Source organism: Pseudomonas sp. MTM4 (assembly GCF_019355055.1).
Classification (GTDB): domain Bacteria; phylum Pseudomonadota; class Gammaproteobacteria; order Pseudomonadales; family Pseudomonadaceae; genus Stutzerimonas.
In genome coordinates this window covers 297649-316771 of sequence record NZ_CP048411.1, presented here as the reverse complement: position 1 = coordinate 316771, position 19123 = coordinate 297649, and the positions used below count along the sequence as shown (strand labels likewise).

Here is a 19123-nt window from a genome sequence, read left to right as displayed (position 1 = left end):
AACAGGGGGCGGGAGTATACCCGAGCCGCCGCAGGTTTCACCGCTTCGGTGACTGCGCGTATGGTTGGCAGGCGAACCAAGTGCTTCGCATCGCATCCAACCCGCTTCGCCGATGGTTGACCCCTACTCATGCGCACGCTCTTGCTGTTTGTCCTTCTCGCCATGCTTGCTCCACATATCCAAGCTCAGACGCTGCTGAATCAGGCCGTTACGGTGCAAGTACCGGAAGGTCGTCTACATGGCACTCTGCTGCTTCCCAAAAGCGCCGAACCTATACCGGTCGCGCTGCTGATTGCCGGATCGGGCCCCACCGACCGCAACGGCAACAGCCCAATGGGCCACAACGACAGCCTCAAGCGGCTGGCACAGGCGCTGGCCAAGCGCGGCATTGCCAGCCTGCGCTATGACAAACGGGGCGTTGGGCAAAGCCTTGCAGTCGCTCCAGACGAAAGGCAACTGCACGTGGAGCGCTACGCCGCTGACGCGGTGGCCTGGGCACAGATGTTGAAAGCCGACCCGCGCTTCTCTGCTGTCGTGCTGGTCGGGCACAGCGAGGGCGCGCTGATCGCCAGCCTGGCCACGCCTGTCGCCAAGCCCGGCGCGCTAATCAGCATTGCCGGCAGCGGCCGCCCAATCGACTTGCTGCTGCGTGAGCAACTCCAGGGCCGCCTGCCGCCAGCGCTACTGGCAACCGCGCATTACCTGATCGACGAACTCAAGGCGGGACGAGTGCATGAGCAAGTGCCTGATGCGCTACAGATCCTGTTTCGTCCAAGCGTGCAGCCTTATCTGATTTCCCTGTTCGGTAAAGACCCGGCAGAGGCCTTCGCCAGCACGACCGTGCCGGCCCTGATCATCCAGGGCACCCATGACATCCAGGTCGAGCAGGAAGATGCCGAAGCCTTGCAGCGCGCCCGAGGAGACGCCGAGCTGGCACTGATTGAGGGGATGAACCACGTACTGCGCATCGTGCCGATGGATCGCAACGAACAGACCGCCTCCTACAACCAACCCGAGTTGCCGATCGCCTATGCGCTGACGGAGCGGATCAGCCAATTTCTGCGCAGGAATGGCTTATTGCCAGCCTCCAGCTAGCCGAACGTCGGCCGATACGCTCTTTGCCCACGCAACGACTCGCTCCTGGAGCCCATGGACGCCGACATGACCGACAGCTCGCCTTCCGCTAACGGCAGCGAGGCCCAAACGCCTGAAACAACGCCGCAGCCGCATCCCTGGGCGGAGCTCGCCCCGGATCGTTTTCGACTACTGCGCCTGGCGCCACTTCCGACCGATCGGGATACCGGTGCGCGGCCGTTGAGGTTCGTTGAACTGGCTCAAGTCGAACGGCATACACCGCAGCAGAGTTTACTGAAGCTGTTCGTGCGGCTACCGGGCCAGGTTTTGCCGAAGAAGCACAATGCACTGGAAGTCTGGGCGGATCATCGTGCCAAGGAGCTGCGCTTTGGCCCCGACTCCGGCCTGCATATGCAGCCAGTCAATCGAGGCCTCGGACGCTTTCTGCTGGCGCAGGGTGCACTTTGGGCTCAGAAGCGCTGGGCACACTATCTGGTCGAAGGCGGCGCCCTTTCCGCTGCGGACATAACCGGCGAAGACATGCGCTTGCGCCGCGACCAATGCCTGCTGAGTCAAGGCTTCGATGTGCTCTATCCGGAGCCCAGCAAACTCAAGGCGACCTATAGCGCGTCTCGTGTCAGCTCACTGCGCCCCGACTGGAACCTGGAGAAAGTCCAGATCATCGACCTGAAGGATGCTGCCGCGATGCTGGAGCAGGCCGATCAGAATCTGCTGGAGCAGGAAAACAAGATCCGAGACCTGCAGGAGCGGCTGAACAAATTCCGCCGGGAAGATGGCACGCTCAGATTCACCATTGCCTGCCTGATCGCCTTCTCACTGTTCCAGGCGGGGTTGCTGATCTGGATTGCGACTCGCTGAGTCCCGTGCCGCCCCACATCGCAGCGCTGCTTTCTAGCCTTTGAGGCGAGCGCGAAACAATGCCTGATGCTCGCGGCATTGGCTGGCGGCAAGCAGAAATACGCCATGCCCGCCTTCGCTGAATTCCAGCCAGGTAAAGGTCACCTCGGGGTAAAGCGCCTCGACATGCACCTGGCTGTTACCTACCTCGATAACCAGGGTGCCGGTTTCGGTCAGGTGATCAGCCGCCTCGGCCAGCATGCGCCGCACCAGGTCCAGCCCATCATCCCCACAGGCTAGCCCCAGGGCCGGCTCGTGATGGTATTCGTCCGGCATGTCGGCGAAGTCTTCCGCATCCACATACGGAGGGTTGGAGACGATCAGATCGAAGCGCTGGCCGGGCAACCCGTCGAAGCCATCGCTCTGCACGGTGTAGACCCGATCCTCCACGCCATGATGCTCGATATTGCGATTCGCCACTTCGAGCGCCTCGAACGACAGGTCGGCCAGTACCACTTCGGCATCGAGAAACTCATAAGCGCAGGCAATTCCGATACAACCGGAGCCGGTGCACAGATCGAGAATCCGAGCGGGGGGCTGCGCCAGCCAGGGTTCGAAGCGGCGATCAATCAGTTGCCCGATTGGCGAACGCGGAATCAACACGCGCTCGTCGACGATGAACGGCAGCCCGCAGAACCAGGCTTGCCCCAGCAGGTAGGCGGTGGGCACACGCTGCTCGATTCGACGATGCAGCAGGTTTTGCAAATGCTGCCGCTCATCGTCTTCCAGCCGGCAGTCGAGATAGCTGTCAGCCATTTCCCAGGGCAGATGCAGGGCACCAAGCACCAGCTGACGCGCTTCATCCCAGGCATTGTCCGTGCCGTGACCGAAGAACAGCTGTTCGGCCTGGAAGCGGCTGACGGCCCAGCGAATGTAATCGCGCAAGGTGCGCAATTGGGACGGCGAAGCGGTCACGGCAGCATCTCCTTCTGAAAAGCGCGAGAGTTTAGCCGATGGCTTCGCGACTTTCTCAAATCGTATAGAAGGATCATGGGTCTATTGCAGGATTGCGCAACTCCGCTGGCGAAATCATCATCTTGGGCAGTTCACATATCGGTCATCTAGCGCCACAATCAGGCCCCTCTCAAAACAAGGAGTCAGTGATGTCCAAGCCACAGACCATGCTTCAGCTCAGTGGCCGCAGTTATGCACCGGCGACTCTGGCTAACGCGACCGTTGTGGTCATTGACGCTCAGGAAGAATATCGGACAGGGACTCTTGCGCTACCGAACCTGAGCTCAGCGCTGGAGGAAATCAAGAGCCTGGTCAGCGCTGCGCGCGCCGCCGGTGCACCCGTCGTGCATGTTCATCACCTGGGTATTCCAGGCGGGCTGTTCGACCCGCAGGGCCTACGCGGCCAGATCATGCCGGAAGCCGCGCCGCTCCCCGGCGAAACCGTGATCGGCAAGACCCTGCCCAACGCCTTCGCCGGCACTGAATTGCACGAGCTGTTGCAGCAGCATGGCCGCCTCGACCTCATCGTCTGCGGCTTCATGACTCACTCCAGCGTGAGCACCACGGTTCGCGCGGCGAAAGACTATGGGTACCGCTGTACCCTCGTTGATAAAGCCTGCGCCACCCGCGATCTGCCAATGGGAGACGGTGTGCTCGAGGCGGCGCAGGTACATCGCATGGAAATGACCATTCTCGCGGACAACTTCGCTGTTTGCGTGGCTGACGTAGGAGCACTGGCGTAATCGTTCGCGCCGTAAGCGTTACCTGACCGCGAATAAAACTGACCGGGCTGCCCCGGTCATAGCCTGTTCTGACGAGGTAACCGGAATGAAACGAACCGATGGATTCGATGCACGCCGACTTCGCCCTCGCGAGCAACGGAGCTGGGGCGCACGCCTCGGCGCAATGCTGGGCCTGCTGTTGAGCATCCTCGGTGTGCTTCTGGCGGGATCTGGTGCGGCGTCCCTGTTCGGCAGCCATGCAGCCTTCGCCAACATGGCGTTCGAATATGAAGAAGCAGTGACGCTATTGGTGCTTGGCCTGGCTTTGCTGGTTATCGGTCTGCTCATCCGACACCGCGTGCGTCGCCGGTTGCGTGAACCCGGCGGGCTGAGCCTGTCCCCTGGACTGAAGAAGAAGCGCTGACCTCTGCGCTTCGAGCAGGTTGAAAGCGGAGGCTTTCGGGTAAGATCGCCTGCAACGCGGAGGCCCCATGCAAGACGACGACTTTTCCCTGTTCAAATCAGCCGTTCATGGCGTCAAGCCAATCAAACACGACCGCGCCGACACCGGCAAACCACGCAGCAACAAGGCGCAGATCGCCACTCGACGCGCAAACGCAGTCATCAGCGACAGCGAAATCCGCATCGATGGGCTTTCCGATCAGTTCGTCATCGATGTCGCAGCGGAAGACGAGCTGTATTGGGCACGCGACGGTGTGCAAGACAGCCAGATGCGCAAGCTCAAAGCCGGCCAGATCCCCTTCGAAGGCAGCCTGGATCTGCATGGGCTGAGCGTCGAAAAGGCGCGCGAGCTGCTCTGGGATTTCCTTGCCGAAGCCAGCAAGTTCGAAATTCGCTGCGTGCGAGTCACCCACGGTAAGGCCGCACGCGTCGACGGCAAACGTCCAATGATCAAGAGCCACGTCAATACCTGGCTGCGTCAACATGACCGAGTGCTTGGCTTTTCTTCATGCCTGCCGAGACATGGCGGCACCGGGGCGGTTTACGTGATGCTCAAACGCACCATGCTCGAGGGGAGAGATGAATAGCATCTCCAAGCTGACGAGACCAAACGAGCCCTCAGGCTCTTGTTGCGGCTCATAGCGTACAGCTTGCTGTTTTCCCCTTGCCAGCGCGGCGGGTGCACCCTACCCTTCGCGCTTGCGCTCACACGAAGCCCGACAGGTAGCTCAATGTCACTGGAACAACATTACACCGAGATCCTTGGCCAGCTCGGAGAAGACGTCACCCGCGAGGGATTGCTCGATACGCCCAAGCGCGCCGCCAAAGCCATGCAGTATCTATGCAAGGGCTACCAGCAGACGCTGGAAGATGTCACCAACGGCGCGCTGTTCAGCTCCGACAACAGCGAAATGGTGCTGGTAAAGAATATCGAGCTGTACTCCTTGTGCGAACACCACATGCTCCCCTTCATCGGCAAGGCCCATGTTGCCTACCTGCCCAACGGCAAAGTACTGGGACTGTCGAAGGTAGCGCGTATCGTCGAGATGTACGCTCGCCGGTTGCAGATTCAAGAGAACCTCACCCGCGAAATTGCCGAGGCGGTCCAGAAGGTCACCGGCGCATGGGGCGTGGCTGTTGTTATTGAAGCCCAGCACATGTGCATGATGATGCGCGGCGTCGAGAAGCAGAACTCCTCAATGGTTACCTCGGTCATGCTCGGACAGTTCCGGGAAAACGCCGCCACCCGCAGCGAATTTCTCGGGTTGGTCAGATAGGAGAAATGAGGCTGGGCTGGCTTCATGCTTTCTTTGCTGCTTGAGACTTGCAGCGCGCAGCTGCTTTCTCGCCCAGCCTCAAGCCTCCAGCCTCTTTCTCGTCTTCCTTAGTCGAACATCCCGACGTGCCGAGGATGGCTGGCAACCCGCTGTAGCCACGCGCAGATTGCTGGGTATTTCTCCAGTTTGAATCCTCCCTCTTCCGCTACGTGCGTATAGGCATACAGCGCGATGTCCGCAATTGAGTAGTGATCGCTAACAAGGTATGGCGTGCGCAGTAGCTGTTGCTCCATGACGTCCAGCGCGTGGTAGCCGTCCAGTTGCTTGGCAGCATATTCATCGAGACGATCAGGCAAACCCAGATATACCTTAATGAATCGCGCCACGGCAATGAACGGCTCGTGACTGTATTGCTCGAAGAACTGCCACTGCAGCACTTGGGTGCGCAAGCGCGCATCCTTGGGCAGGAACTCGGTTCCCTCCGCAAGAAAATTGAGAATCGCATTCGACTCCCATAGACAGGAACCGTCTTCCAATTCGAGCACGGGAATCTTGCCGTTAGGATTCTTTTTCAGAAACCATCCTTCACGGCTTTCGCCACGGAGGATATCTACCGGTATCCACTCGTAATCCCGCCCGAGCAGATGCAATATCAGCTTCACCTTGTAGCAATTGCCAGACCGATAGTCGCCATAAACCTTGTACGCCATATCTCTTCTCCATGCGGCAGCGCAAGCACCGCTAAATGAAACTACGCCGCATCGACCATTTCGGCACTCCGAATGACGCTCGCCAGCCGGCGAACGCCCTCAGCCAGCCGCTCCGGCGCGACGTGGCTGAAATTAAGCCGCAGGTATCCTGGATTCTGCTCCGGGTCGACGAAGAACGGCTCGCCGGGCATGAATACCACGTCCTGCGCCAACGCCGAATCGAGCAGGGTTCGCGTATCTACCGGACGCTTCAGCTGCAACCAGAAGAACAGCCCACCCTGCGGGAGCTGCCAGTCGGCAAGATCGCCAAAATGAGCCTCCAGCGCAGCCTGCATCGCATCACGGCGTAGGCGATAAAAACGTCGTAGCTCGACCAGGTGCGACTGATATTGCTCGCTTCCCAGCCATTGCAACGCCTGCCACTGGCCGATGCGATTGGTATGCAGGTCGGCTGACTGCTTCAGCCGAAGCAGATACGGAAACAGATCAGGAGTCGCGATCAGATAGCCGACCCGTAGCCCCGGCAGCAGCGTTTTGGAGACCGTACCGGTGTAGATCCAGCTTGCCCTGTGCATGCGGCTGACGATGGGTTTGGCGCTACCTTCGTCGAAAACCAACTCTCGATAAGGCTCGTCCTCGATCAGAGTGACGTTGAATTCATCGAGCAGCGCCGCGACAGCGTCGCGTTTTTCTTCGCTGTAGCGCACCGCTGAAGGGTTCTGAAAGGTTGGAATGAGGTAGGCGAAAGCCGGTTTGTGTTGCTCCAGCCGTTGGCGTAGCGCAGCGAGGTGCGGCCCGTCAGCTTCCTGCGGTACCGCCAGGCAGTCCGCACCGAATAGTTGGAAAGCCTGCAACGCCGCCAGATAGGTCGGCGCCTCCAGCAACACTTCGGTACCTCGATCGATGAACAGCTTCGATGCCAGATCCAGCGTCTGCTGGGAGCCGCTGACGATGAGAACCTGACTGGCCGAACAGTCGACACCGAGTGAACGCGCTTCGGCGGCAATGGCCTCGCGCAGCGCCGGCTCTCCCTCGCTCATACCGTACTGCCCCATGGTCGCCGGCATCTGCGCCCATTCCACCTTCGGCAGCATCGATTCGGCCGGCAACCCACCGGCAAAGGACATCACCTCGGGACGCTGCGCAGCGGCGAGAATTTCACGGATCAGCGAGCTTTTCAGGCGGTCGACGCGTTCGGAAAAGACCATGGGGCACCAGATGCATTAAGGGGAAAATTAAGTCAAACTACCTGACCGAAATTACGCTTACGCCCCCGAATACGTCAATATGGCTGACCTAAAAAAAAGCACAATCCAGCGCCAGATCATGGAAAGTTTCTTCCTTGGCTATCAGGCCTTCACAGCCAAGCCGGACGAAATGCTCGCGCGCCGCGGACTTTCTCGGGTCCATCACCGCATTCTTTTCTTCATCGCAAGCTATCCCGACCTCAGCGTCAAGGAGCTGCTCGGCTACCTCGGCGTGAGCAAACAGGCACTGAATATCCCGCTACGGCAGCTCATCGAGATGCATTTGGTGGAAAGCAGAACCGCGGAGGACGACAAGCGCAAGCGCGTACTGCGCTTCACAGCAGAAGGCGCCAAGCTGGAACAGTTACTTAGACGAGAGCAGGTACGGCTACTCGAACGAGCGTTCAAACAGGCGGGCGATGACGCCGTATCCGGCTGGCTTGCAGTGAACCAGACGCTGGCGACCGGCACCAATCGACATTAAGCAACCTTGGGCGCACAGATGCGCCTGAAGGTTTTTGACGCGATCTCCAGCTTATTCGAAGCACAAAAAAGGGCGACCGAAGTCGCCCTTTTTTATGGATTGCAGAACTTAGTTCTGGTTTTCCATCTGTGCGCGGATCAGATCACCAATGGTGGTCGGACCAGCGGCTGGCTCTACGTCCTGCTTGGTACGCAGTTCCTTCATCGCGTCTTTCTCGTCCTCGACGTCTTTCGACTTGATGGACAGGCTGATGACGCGGCTCTTGCGGTCGATGCTGATGATCTTGGCTTCGACTTCATCGCCTTCCTTCAGCACGTTGCGCGCGTCTTCAACGCGGTCACGGCTGATTTCGGACGCCTTCAGAGTTGCTTCGATATCGTTGCCCAGATCGATGATGGCGCCTTTGGCGTCAACTTCTTTCACGGTGCCACGAACGATGCTGCCCTTGTCGTTGACGGCGGCGTAGTTGGAGAACGGATCGTCTTCCAGCTGCTTGATGCCCAGGGAGATGCGCTCGCGCTCCGGATCGACCGACAGGATGACGGTATCCAGCTCGTCGCCCTTCTTGAAGCGACGCACGGCTTCTTCGCCAGCTTCGTTCCAGGAAATGTCGGACAGGTGAACCAGACCGTCGATACCGCCGTCCAGACCAATGAAGATACCGAAATCGGTGATCGACTTGATGGTGCCGGAGATGCGATCGCCCTTGTTGAACTGGCCAGAGAAGTCTTCCCATGGGTTGGACTTGCACTGCTTGATGCCCAAGGAAATACGACGACGCTCTTCGTCGATGTCCAGAACCATGACTTCCACTTCGTCGCCGACCTGTACAACCTTCGACGGGTGGATGTTCTTGTTGGTCCAGTCCATTTCGGAAACGTGCACCAGGCCTTCGACACCCTCTTCCAGCTCGGCGAAGCAGCCGTAATCGGTCAGGTTGGTGACCTTGGCAACAACGCGAGTGTTCTCCGGGTAACGAGCCTTGATGGCAACCCATGGGTCTTCGCCCAGCTGCTTCAAGCCCAGGGAGACGCGGTTGCGCTCGCGGTCGAACTTCAGCACCTTGACGTCGATCTCGTCGCCAACATTGACGATCTCGGAAGGATGCTTGATGCGCTTCCAGGCCATGTCGGTGATGTGCAGCAGGCCGTCGACACCACCCAGGTCCACGAACGCGCCGTAGTCGGTGAGGTTCTTGACGATACCCTTGACCTGCTGGCCTTCCTGCAGCGATTCCAGCAGAGCTTCACGCTCGGCGCTGTTCTCGGCTTCCAGGACGCTACGACGGGAAACGACAACGTTGTTGCGCTTCTGGTCCAGCTTGATGACCTTGAACTCGAGTTCCTTGCCTTCCAGGTGAGTGGTATCACGCACTGGACGAACGTCAACCAGGGAACCTGGCAGGAACGCACGGATGCCGTTAACGTCGACCGTGAAGCCGCCCTTAACCTTACCGTTAATAACGCCCTTGACCACTTCCTCAGCTGCGAAAGCCGCTTCCAGAACAATCCAGCACTCGGCACGCTTAGCTTTCTCGCGGGACAGCTTGGTTTCACCGAAGCCATCTTCAACCGCGTCCAGCGCCACGTGAACTTCGTCACCCACGCTGATGGTCAGCTCGCCCTGCTCGTTGTAGAACTGCTCGACCGGGATGACGCCCTCGGACTTCAGACCGGCATGGACAGTGACCCAGTCACCATCGATGTCGACCACGATGCCGGTGATGATGGCGCCCGGCTGCATGTCGAGGGATTTCAGGCTTTCTTCAAAAAGTTCTGCAAAGCTTTCGCTCATGTTTATTCCTGCTGTTTTCGGGCGAGGATCCGCCCTATCTCCACGCCCCAGATAACGTGGGTTCATTCATATAAAAAAAGGCCTGCGGGACTGGATCTGGTCTCCCACATGCCTCCTTGTTAACAGCTCTCGAAACGAGAACCGTCGGACCGCACCTCGGCGGTCGCTCTTCAGGCGAAATCGCCTTTGGCGACTTCGCTCAGAATCTGTCCTAGCACCTGCTCGACGGAAAGATCGGTAGAGTCCAGCTGTACCGCATCGTCTGCCGGCTTCAGCGGAGCCACTTCACGTTGGGTATCACGCTCATCGCGCACCCGTATCTCATCGAGAAGACTCGCGAGATTAACATCATCACCCTTGGCCTTCAACTGCAGGAAGCGCCGACGTGCCCTTTCCTCGGCACTGGCGGTGAGAAAAATCTTCAGCGGAGCGTCCGGAAAGACCACGGTCCCCATGTCTCGCCCATCCGCGACGAGCCCGGGCGGCTCACGAAAGGCCTTTTGACGCTGCAAGAGTGCATCTCGAACGACCGGTAGTGCGGCCACTTGGGACGCACCCGCACCGACCTGCTCGTTGCGAATCGCGCTGGTGACGTCCTCCCCTTCGAGAATGATCTGCATACCATGGCCGTCCCCAGCTCCGAACTGGACGTCAAGATGAGCCGCGAGCAGCTTCAGCGCTTCTTCATTGGTCAAATCGACCCCGTGGTTGCGGGCTGCGAAGGCAAGCAGGCGATAAAGTGCCCCGGAATCAAGAAAATTCCATCCCAGCTTTGCAGCCAGCAGCGCCGCCACCGTGCCCTTGCCGGACCCGCTAGGGCCGTCAATGGTTATGACCGGAACCTGTCTGATCATGAATCAGCCTCCACAGTCACCCGCATTCCGGCCCGTTCGGCCAGCGCCAGGAAGTTCGGGAACGAAGTGGCGACGTTAGCGCAATCGTGGATGCGTATCGCAGCACCGGCACGAAGCGCAGCGACACTGAAAGACATCGCAATTCGATGATCGCCGTGCGCCCAGACCTCGCCACCACCGAAGGCAGCGCCGCCTTCGATGATAATCCCATCCGGGGTCGGTGTAGCCTGCACGCCGAGCGCTTGCAGACCATCGGCCATCACCTGAATGCGGTCGGACTCCTTGACTCGCAACTCTTCGGCACCACGCAAGGTCGTCCGGCCCTCGGCACAAGCCGCTGCGACAAACAGCACCGGGAACTCATCGATGGCGAGCGGGACGAGGTTCTCCGGTATCTCGATACCCTTGAGCTGAACGGCACGCACCCGTATATCCGCAACCGGCTCGCCGCCTACTTCACGCTGGTTGGTCAATTCGATATCGGCACCCATCAGCTTGAGAATGTCGATGACGCCGGTACGCGTCGGGTTTATCCCAACGTGTTCGAGGGTGATGTCCGAACCTTCTGCAATACTGGCAGCGACCATGAAGAAGGCGGCGGAAGAAATATCCGCAGGCACTTCGATCTGCGTGGCGTGCAGTTTGTGGCCAGATTCGACAGCAGCGGTGCTGCCCTCCACCATAACCGGATAACCGAAGCCCTGGAGCATCCGCTCGGTATGGTCACGGGTGGGCGCCGGCTCGGTCACGGAGGTCCGCCCGGCCGCATAAAGCCCCGCCAGCAACAGGCAGGACTTAACCTGAGCACTGGCCATCGGCATGTCGTAATTCATCCCGGAGAGCTTCTGCCCACCGCGAATGGTCAGCGGCGGACGCCCCTCGGCGGCCGTCTCGATCACTGCACCCATATCACGCAGGGGCTTTGCGACGCGATTCATCGGGCGCTTGGACAGAGAAGCATCACCGGTCAGCGTGGTGTCGAACGGCTGCGCCGCCAACAAGCCGGACAGCAGACGCATCGAGGTCCCGGAATTACCGAGATAGATCGGGCCTGGCGGAGCCTTCAAGCCATGCAGGCCGACGCCATGGACGGTCACGCGTCCCTGATTCGGCCCCTCGATCACCACACCCATGTCGCGGAATGCCTGAATGGTTGCCAGGGCATCCTCGCCCTCGAGAAACCCTTCCACTTCGGTGATTCCATCGGCAAGCGAGCCGAGCATGATCGACCGGTGGGAAATGGATTTGTCGCCTGGTACTCGAAGTGTGCCGCTAAGGCTGCCGCCAGGATTGGCGAGGAAGATCAGATCTTTGGAATGCATAACGTCCACATAGGCTCTGCGAGCCAGTATTTTGCTGAAATGTTCCCGGGCAGCCCTGGCGCGCGTGAACACGCCCAACAACGTATGCCCGTCTCCTTCATCGACCGCGGCGCGTAGCGCATCGAGGTCGGCACGAAAATCATCGAGGGTATGCAGCACCGCCTCGCGATTGGCGAGAAAGATATCGTGCCACATGACCGGATCACTGCCTGCTATACGGGTGAAATCACGAAACCCGCCTGCCGCATAACGGAAAATCTCGAGATTCTCGTTGCGTTTGGCCAGCGAATCCACCAGACCAAACGCCAACAGGTGAGGTAAGTGGCTGGTCGCTGCGAGCACTTCGTCATGATGTTGAACATTCATATGCTCAACATCGGCGCCCAATGCCCGCCACAAGGCATCGACAAGCGCCAGCGCGTCAGAATCCGTGCCCTCCAGCGGTGTAAGAATCACCTTGTGGCGACGAAAAAGCGTGCTTTGGGCAGCGGTAACGCCGCTCTGTTCCGAACCTGCTATCGGATGGCCCGGCACGAAACGCGGCGGCACCCGCCCGAACCGCTCACGAGCACAACGCACCACGTTGCCCTTGGCGCTGCCAACATCGGTCAGCACCGCACTTCCGAGATCGAGCATTGCAAGCTCCGCCAGCAGACGCTCCATCGCCAGGATCGGGACGGCCAGCTGAATCACATCCGCGCCTTGGCAAGCGTCCGCAAGGTTGTCTGCGCAGCGATCCACCACGCCAAGTTCGACGGCAAGCTCGCGAGAACGGGCATCGAGATCGAAGCCGACCACCTCGCCACACAACCCACGCTCACGCAGCCCTTTGGCGAACGAGCCACCGATCAGTCCAAGACCGATAACGACCAGACGACCTACCTGGGGTACGTCGGCGCTCGTCGATCCAGTGCCGCGACTCAACGCCCGAGAGCCTTGCGCAGGACGTCGAGAAACCGTGCATTCTCGGCTTCGGTTCCGATCGACACACGAAGAAAGGTTGGCATTCCATAGCCAGCCATAGGTCGAACGATGACGCCATCGCGCAGCAACGCCTGGTTGATCGGCGAGGCGTCACGGCCAAAATCAACCGCGATGAAGTTCCCCCTGGACGGTATCCAGTCCAGCCCCAGCTGTTTGAAGCCCGTCTCGAGCTGCTGCATACCAGCGCTATTACACGCCCTGCTTTGAGACAGATATTCGGCATCGTCAAGCGCGGCGCAGGCGGCTGCAAGGGCGAGACTGTTAACGTTGAACGGCTGACGGACACGATTCAGCACATCGGCAATCCGCTCCGAACAGATTGCATAACCCACGCGCAACGCAGCCAGGCCGTAGGCCTTGGAGAAGGTGCGGGACACCAGCAAGTTGGGATGCGAAGCCAGAAAGGTCAATCCATCCGGCAGCTCGCCACCCTCTGCGTATTCAATATAAGCCTCATCCAGCACAACCAGAACGTGCGTCGGAACACTGGCGAGGAAGCTGTCGAGCGCGTCGGCATCGAACCAGGTGCCAGTCGGGTTATTGGGGTTGGCGATGAAGACCACACGGGTGTTCTCATCGATAGCCGCCTGCATGGCGTCGAGATCGTGCCCCCAGCGCTTGGCCGGGACAGCCCTCGCCTGCGCGCCGACGGCCTGGGTAGCAATCGGATAGACCGCAAAAGCGTGCTCGCTGAATACCGCATTGAGCCCGGGTGCGAGGTAAGCACGCGCAACCAGCTCGAGGATATCGTTGGAGCCGTTGCCGAGCGTGACCTGATCAAGCTCGACGCCGTATCGCTCGGCCAGTTTCTGCTTGAGCACGAAACCGTTGCCGTCGGGATAGCGGGTCAATTCGTCGAGCTGCGCTCTGATCGCAGTGATGACGTTCGGACTGGGACCCAGCGGATTTTCATTGCTGGCCAGCTTGACGATGGTCTGTGGATCGAGATCAAGCTCCCGAGCCAGCTCGTCCACGGGCTTGCCGGGCACGTAGGGCGACAGCTTCTGCACGCCTGGCTGCGCCAGGGCGAGGAAATCACAGGACATATTCAGCTCCGCTGAAGCTGAAAACTTGAAACTTGAAGCTTGAAGCTTGAAGCAATCCGCATTGCCCAAAGTTCCAGCTTCCAGCTTCCGGCTTCCAGCTGCTTATTAAAGTACCGCCTTGGGATACGACCCCAACACCTTCAACGCCACCGCTTCACGACCGATCTTCTCCAGAACGTCCTTGATCAGCGGGTCCTGGTGGTGGCCGATGCAGTCGATGAAAAATACATAGGTCCATTTACCGCTGCGCGAAGGGCGGGTTTCGATCCGCGTAAGATCGATGCCGTTGGAATGGAATGGCATCAACAGTTCATGTAGCGCGCCAGGTTTGTTGCGCATGGAAACGATGATTGAGGTTTTGTCGTCACCGGTAGGCGGTACTTCCTGGCTACCGATGATCAGGAAGCGCGTGGAGTTGTCCGGACGGTCTTCGATCTTTTCGGCAATCTTGCTCAGGCCGTAAAGCTGAGCGGCCATGTCACCGGCGATCGCTGCGGAGTTCCACTCGCTCTTCACGCGCTTGGCCGCATCAGCATTACTGGAAACTGCTACGCGTTCGACGTTCGGATAATGGGCATCCAGCCATTTGCGACATTGCGCCAGCGACTGCGCATGGGAATAGATGCGGGTGATGCGGTCGGTCTTGGTCGTCTCACCCACCAGCAAGTGATGGTGAATACGCAGCTCGACCTCGCCGCAGATGACGATGTCATGCTCGAGGAAGCTATCCAGCGTATGGTTGACGGCGCCTTCGGTGGAGTTTTCCACCGGCACCACGCCGAAGTTCACCGCACCGGCAACCACTTCTCGGAAAACTTCGTCGATGGCCGCCATCGGCTTACTAACCACCGAGTGACCAAAATGCTTGAGCGCCGCCGCCTGCGAGAAGGTACCTTCAGGGCCGAGATAGGCGACCCGCAGCGGCTGCTCCAGTGCCAGGCATGAGGACATGATTTCGCGAAACAGGCGCGCCATCTCCTCGTTGTCCAGCGGGCCTTTGTTCAGCTCCATGATGTGCTTGAGCACCCAGGCTTCGCGCTCGGGACGATAGAACACCGCTTCCTCGCCTTCGGCCAGCGAAGCCGTTTTGACACGGGCCACGTCCTGGGCGCAACGGGCGCGCTCGCTGATCAGCTCGAGAATCCGCTCGTCGAGACTGTCGATGCGAACGCGTAGCGCCTTCAGCCGGTCGGCATCACTCATCAGCCGTGCTCCTTCTCGAATTCGCGCATGTAGGCGACGAGCGCCTCCACGGCGTCCAGCCCGACTGCATTGTAGATAGAGGCACGCATACCGCCGACCGAGCGATGACCTTTCAAGTTGAGCAGGCCGCGCGCATCGGCCCCTGCCAGAAAGGCCTTGTCGAGTTTTTCATCGGCCAGCCTGAACGGCACGTTCATCCAAGAGCGAGCGTTGCTGGCAATCGGGTTGGAATAGAAGTCGCTGGAGTCGATCACGCCGTAAAGCAGGTCTTTCTTGGCGCGATTGCGCTGTTCCATCGCTTCGACACCTCCCTGCTCCTTCAGCCACTCGAACACCAGGCCGGAGAGATACCAGGAAAACGTTGCCGGCGTGTTGTACATGGAACCGTTGTCGGCTGCGATCTTGTAATCGAGCATGGTCGGGCAACTGGAACGCGCGCGACCGACCAGATCCTCGCGAACGATCACTACCACCAGACCCGACGGGCCGATGTTTTTCTGCGCCCCGGCGTAAATCAGACCGAATTTCGACACATCGATGGGGCGCGACAGAATGTCCGAAGACATGTCGACCACCAACGGCGTGCTACCCAGTTCAGGCGTCCAGTCGAACTGCAGTCCGCCGATGGTTTCGTTACTGGCGTAATGCAGATAGGCCGCGTTGTCGCTGAGCACCCACTCGTTCTGCCCCGGAATCGCGAAGTAGTCGTAGGGTTTGGCGCTGGCAGCGACATTGATATGACCAAAGCGTTTGGCCTCTTCGATACTCTTGCGCGACCAGATACCCGTATCGATGTAATCGGCGACGCCATCGTCCGGTAACAGATTCAACGGGATTTCGGCGAATTGCTGGCTGGCGCCACCCTGCAGAAACAACACCTTGTAGTTGGTGGGAATGTTCAGCAAATCGCGCAGATCCTGCTCAGCCTTCTCGGCGATGGCCGTGTATTCGTCGCTGCGGTGGCTCATTTCCATCACCGACAGGCCTCGGCCCTGCCAGTCAAGGAGTTCAGCCTGGGCGCGCTGCAGCACAGCTTCAGGAAGCGCGGCCGGACCGGCACAGAAATTAAAGGCGCGTTTGCTCATCTTCGTTCTCTCAAAAACGGTCGATACCATGCTCGCTCCGCCCGTCGCCGAGGCGCTCAGGTCAAGCGCTTGCAATTTCTTCACCCGTAGCGGGTTGCCGATCGAACACGCGCGGCGCCCTTAGGCGCCGCAATCTGTCGAATCAGTTTTCGTCGTCGGTGGGCACTACATCCGGCGGAACGTCCCCGCCCCCGCCAAGCAGCTCGTCCTCGCTAGGCTCGGTGCTGACGACAGGCATTTCCTTATCCAGCGCCTCGTCATCGAGAACCGCCTCGATATCTTCCAGGACATCCTCTTCGGATGGTTCCTGGACTCTTTCGAGACCAACCAGATGTTCGTTCTTGCCCAGCTTGATCAACGTGACACCCTGGGTATTTCGACCCAGAGATGAAACTTCATCGACACGGGTACGGACCAGCGTGCCCTGATCGGAAATCAGCATGATTTCCTCGCCTGACTGAACCTGTACCGCGCCGACCAGCGGTCCATTACGTTCATTGCTGACCATGGCAATGACACCCTGACCGCCACGACCGCGACGCGGGAACTCATCGATCACCGTGCGCTTACCGTAACCATTGAGGCTCGCGGTGAGGATTTGCGCATCGGGCTCGGGAATTAGCATGGAAATCAGACGCTGGCCTTCCGGCAGGCGCATGCCACGAACGCCGCGGGCGGTACGGCCCATGGTACGAACGTGTTTCTCCTTGAAGCGAATCACCTTGCCGCCGTCGGAGAACAGCATGACTTCGCGTGCACCATCGGTAACCGCAGCAGCGATCAGGGTGTCGCCCTCTTCCAGACCGAGCGCGATCAGGCCGACGCTGCGTGGACGACTGAATTGCGAGAGCGGAGTCTTTTTGACGGTGCCCTTGGCGGTCGCCATGAAGATGTAGGTACCGGTCGGCTCGTCCACCGACTCGTCGGCGTCCTCACCGTCGAGCGACTCTTCCACTTCATCGCTTTCGCTGATGATTTCAGCGTCTTCGATATCGTCATCACCGTTCAGCTGCTGCTGACGCGCTGCCTCGATATCGACCTGCAGCATCGCGGTGATGTGCTCGCCTTCGGAAAGCGGTAGCAGGTTCACCAGTGGACGACCGCGCGAGGTGCGTGAGGCTTCGGGAATTTCGTAGGTCTTGAGCCAGTACACCTTGCCCTTGCTGGAGAACAGCAGCAGCGTGGTGTGGCTGTTGGCGACCAGCAGATGCTCGACGTAATCCTCTTCCTTGACGCCGGTCGCCGCCTTGCCGCGACCGCCACGGCGCTGTGCCTGGTAGGCCGCCAAAGGCTGCGACTTGGCGTAGCCGCCATGGGAAATCGTGACGACGCGTTCTTCTTCGGTGATCAGGTCGGCCAGTGTCAGGTCCAGGCGCGCTTCGAGGATCTCGGTGCGGCGGGCGTCGCCGAATTCGGCCTTGACGCCTTCCAGCTCCTCGCAGATGACTTCCATCAGGCGCTCGGGACTGGTCAGGATCCGAATCAGCTCGCCGATCTGGGCCAGGATTTCCTGGTACTCGCTGAGCAGCTTCTCATGCTCGAGCCCCGTCAGGCGATGCAGACGCAGATCGAGGATGGCCTGCGCCTGTTCCGGCGACAGGTAGTAACGGCCATCGCGCAGCCCGTATTGCGGATCGAGGTCTTCCGGGCGGCAGGCATCGGCTCCGGCGCGCTCGACCATGGCTTCCACCGCACTGGATTCCCAGGCGGTGGCGATCAGCGCGTCCTTGGCTTCGGCCGGCGTCGGCGAGGCTTTGATCAGCGCGATGACCGGGTCGATATTGGACAGCGCGACCGCCTGACCTTCGAGGATATGGCCGCGTTCGCGCGCCTTGCGCAGCTCGAATACCGTGCGGCGCGTCACCACTTCACGGCGGTGGCGAACGAAGGCTTCCAGCAGCTCCTTGAGATTCAAGGTGCGCGGCTGACCGTCGACCAGCGCCACCACGTTGATGCCGAACACGCTCTGCAGCTGCGTCTGGGCATAAAGATTATTGAGAATAACTTCCGGCACTTCGCCGCGGCGCAGCTCGATCACTACGCGCATACCGTCCTTGTCAGACTCGTCGCGCAGCTCAGTGATGCCTTCGAGCTTCTTCTCCTTTACCAGCTCGGCGATCTTCTCGATCAGACGCGCCTTGTTCAGCTGATAAGGCAGCTCGGTAATGACGATCTGCTGACGACCGCCCACCTTGTCGATGTCTTCGATGGTCGAGCGGGCACGCATATAGATGCGACCGCGGCCGGTGCGATAAGCCTCGATGACACCAGCACGGCCATTGATGATGCCTGCGGTCGGAAAATCCGGACCGGGGATATGGGTCATCAGCTCATCGATGGTGATATCCGGATTGGCGATCAGCGCCAGACAGCCATCAATGACTTCGCCCAGGTTGTGGGGCGGAATGTTGGTTGCCATGCCCACCGCGATACCGCTGGAACCGTTGACCAACAGGTTCGGGATCTTGGTCGGCATGACCGCCGGGATCTGTTCGGTGCCGTCGTAGTTCGGCACCCAGTCCACGGTTTCTTTGTGCAGATCGGCCAGCAGCTCGTGAGCCAGCTTGGCCATGCGCACTTCGGTGTATCGCATGGCCGCCGCGCTGTCGCCATCGACCGAACCGAAGTTGCCCTGGCCATCGACCAGCAGGTAGCGCAGCGAGAAAGGCTGCGCCATCCGTACGATGGTGTCGTAAACCGCCGAGTCGCCGTGAGGGTGGTATTTACCGATCACGTCACCGACCACACGGGCGGATTTCTTGTACGGCTTGTTCCAGTCGTTACCCAGCTCGCTCATGGCAAAAAGCACACGGCGATGCACGGGTTTCAGTCCGTCGCGCGCATCCGGCAGCGCACGACCGACGATTACACTCATGGCGTAGTCGAGGTAGGACTGTTTGAGTTCGTCTTCGATATTGACCGGGAGGATTTCTTTGGCCAGTTCGCCCATGGAAGCCTGGTTCCTTATAGTCAGCAGGGTCCTGCGA

At 59.6% G+C, this 19123-nt stretch carries 17 protein-coding genes; 7 read left to right on the top strand and 10 right to left on the bottom strand.

Annotated features, from left to right (window positions below):
- The first annotated feature begins 129 nt into the window (after positions 1-129).
- On the top strand, positions 130-1095 hold the full coding sequence (locus GYM54_RS01505) for an alpha/beta hydrolase (RefSeq protein ID WP_197444693.1): 966 nt from the start codon (positions 130-132) through the stop codon (positions 1093-1095).
- Positions 1096-1161: 66 nt separating this feature from the next.
- Entirely contained in the window at positions 1162-1953 is a 792-nt protein-coding gene (locus GYM54_RS01500; RefSeq protein ID WP_197444692.1) for a hypothetical protein, read from the top strand.
- A 33-nt stretch (positions 1954-1986) separates the two neighbouring features.
- Here the strand turns inward: GYM54_RS01500 and prmB are convergent, their stop codons facing one another.
- On the bottom strand, positions 1987-2907 hold the full coding sequence (gene prmB, locus GYM54_RS01495; protein WP_131648531.1) for a 50S ribosomal protein L3 N(5)-glutamine methyltransferase: 921 nt from the start codon (positions 2905-2907) through the stop codon (positions 1987-1989).
- Between the two features lie 188 nt (positions 2908-3095).
- On the opposite strand from prmB, the gene GYM54_RS01490 reads away from it, so the two are divergent.
- From GYM54_RS01490 to folE, 4 genes are all read left to right on the top strand, one after another.
- On the top strand, positions 3096-3689 hold the full coding sequence (locus GYM54_RS01490; protein ID WP_131648530.1) for a cysteine hydrolase family protein: 594 nt from the start codon (positions 3096-3098) through the stop codon (positions 3687-3689).
- 85 nt (positions 3690-3774) lie between these two features.
- Entirely contained in the window at positions 3775-4092 is a 318-nt protein-coding gene (locus GYM54_RS01485) for a hypothetical protein (RefSeq protein ID WP_131648529.1), read from the top strand.
- A 67-nt stretch (positions 4093-4159) separates the two neighbouring features.
- Positions 4160-4717 carry a Smr/MutS family protein gene (locus GYM54_RS01480; protein WP_197444691.1) on the top strand — a complete coding sequence of 186 codons (558 nt, stop codon included), beginning with the start codon at positions 4160-4162 and terminating at the stop codon, positions 4715-4717.
- A gap of 144 nt (positions 4718-4861) precedes the next feature.
- On the top strand, positions 4862-5407 hold the full coding sequence (gene folE, locus GYM54_RS01475) for a GTP cyclohydrolase I FolE (RefSeq protein ID WP_197444690.1): 546 nt from the start codon (positions 4862-4864) through the stop codon (positions 5405-5407).
- Between the two features lie 107 nt (positions 5408-5514).
- On the opposite strand, the gene GYM54_RS01470 is transcribed toward folE, so the two are convergent.
- Both GYM54_RS01470 and GYM54_RS01465 read right to left on the bottom strand, forming a co-directional pair.
- Positions 5515-6117 (bottom strand): glutathione S-transferase family protein, encoded by a 603-nt coding sequence (locus tag GYM54_RS01470; protein WP_197444689.1) that lies wholly within the window; start codon positions 6115-6117, stop codon positions 5515-5517.
- 41 nt (positions 6118-6158) lie between these two features.
- Positions 6159-7325, bottom strand: coding sequence for a PLP-dependent aminotransferase family protein (locus GYM54_RS01465; protein WP_181102130.1), 1167 nt, complete (start codon positions 7323-7325; stop codon positions 6159-6161).
- Positions 7326-7404: 79 nt separating this feature from the next.
- On the opposite strand from GYM54_RS01465, the gene GYM54_RS01460 reads away from it, so the two are divergent.
- A complete protein-coding gene (locus tag GYM54_RS01460) occupies positions 7405-7848 on the top strand; it encodes a MarR family winged helix-turn-helix transcriptional regulator (RefSeq protein WP_181102132.1) in 444 nt (147 codons plus the stop codon).
- Positions 7849-7956: 108 nt separating this feature from the next.
- On the opposite strand, the gene rpsA is transcribed toward GYM54_RS01460, so the two are convergent.
- From rpsA to gyrA, 7 genes are all read right to left on the bottom strand, one after another.
- Entirely contained in the window at positions 7957-9642 is a 1686-nt protein-coding gene (gene rpsA / locus GYM54_RS01455; RefSeq protein ID WP_181102134.1) for a 30S ribosomal protein S1, read from the bottom strand.
- Positions 9643-9812: 170 nt separating this feature from the next.
- Positions 9813-10496: a (d)CMP kinase gene (gene cmk / locus GYM54_RS01450; RefSeq protein ID WP_181102136.1), complete on the bottom strand. Its 684-nt coding sequence runs from the start codon at positions 10494-10496 to the stop codon at positions 9813-9815.
- Positions 10493-12742 (bottom strand): bifunctional prephenate dehydrogenase/3-phosphoshikimate 1-carboxyvinyltransferase, encoded by a 2250-nt coding sequence (locus GYM54_RS01445; RefSeq protein ID WP_181102138.1) that lies wholly within the window; start codon positions 12740-12742, stop codon positions 10493-10495. Before GYM54_RS01445 ends, cmk begins: the two co-directional genes overlap by 4 nt.
- Positions 12739-13848 carry a histidinol-phosphate transaminase gene (gene hisC / locus GYM54_RS01440; protein WP_181102140.1) on the bottom strand — a complete coding sequence of 370 codons (1110 nt, stop codon included), beginning with the start codon at positions 13846-13848 and terminating at the stop codon, positions 12739-12741. The genes GYM54_RS01445 and hisC overlap by 4 nt, the downstream gene beginning before the upstream one ends.
- Positions 13849-13953: 105 nt before the next feature.
- Positions 13954-15051 carry a prephenate dehydratase gene (gene pheA / locus GYM54_RS01435; protein ID WP_131648519.1) on the bottom strand — a complete coding sequence of 366 codons (1098 nt, stop codon included), beginning with the start codon at positions 15049-15051 and terminating at the stop codon, positions 13954-13956.
- On the bottom strand, positions 15051-16136 hold the full coding sequence (serC, locus tag GYM54_RS01430) for a 3-phosphoserine/phosphohydroxythreonine transaminase (RefSeq protein WP_181102142.1): 1086 nt from the start codon (positions 16134-16136) through the stop codon (positions 15051-15053). The genes pheA and serC overlap by 1 nt, the downstream gene beginning before the upstream one ends.
- Positions 16137-16278: 142 nt before the next feature.
- Positions 16279-19086: a DNA gyrase subunit A gene (gyrA, locus tag GYM54_RS01425; protein ID WP_181102144.1), complete on the bottom strand. Its 2808-nt coding sequence runs from the start codon at positions 19084-19086 to the stop codon at positions 16279-16281.
- Positions 19087-19123: the final 37 nt, after the last annotated feature.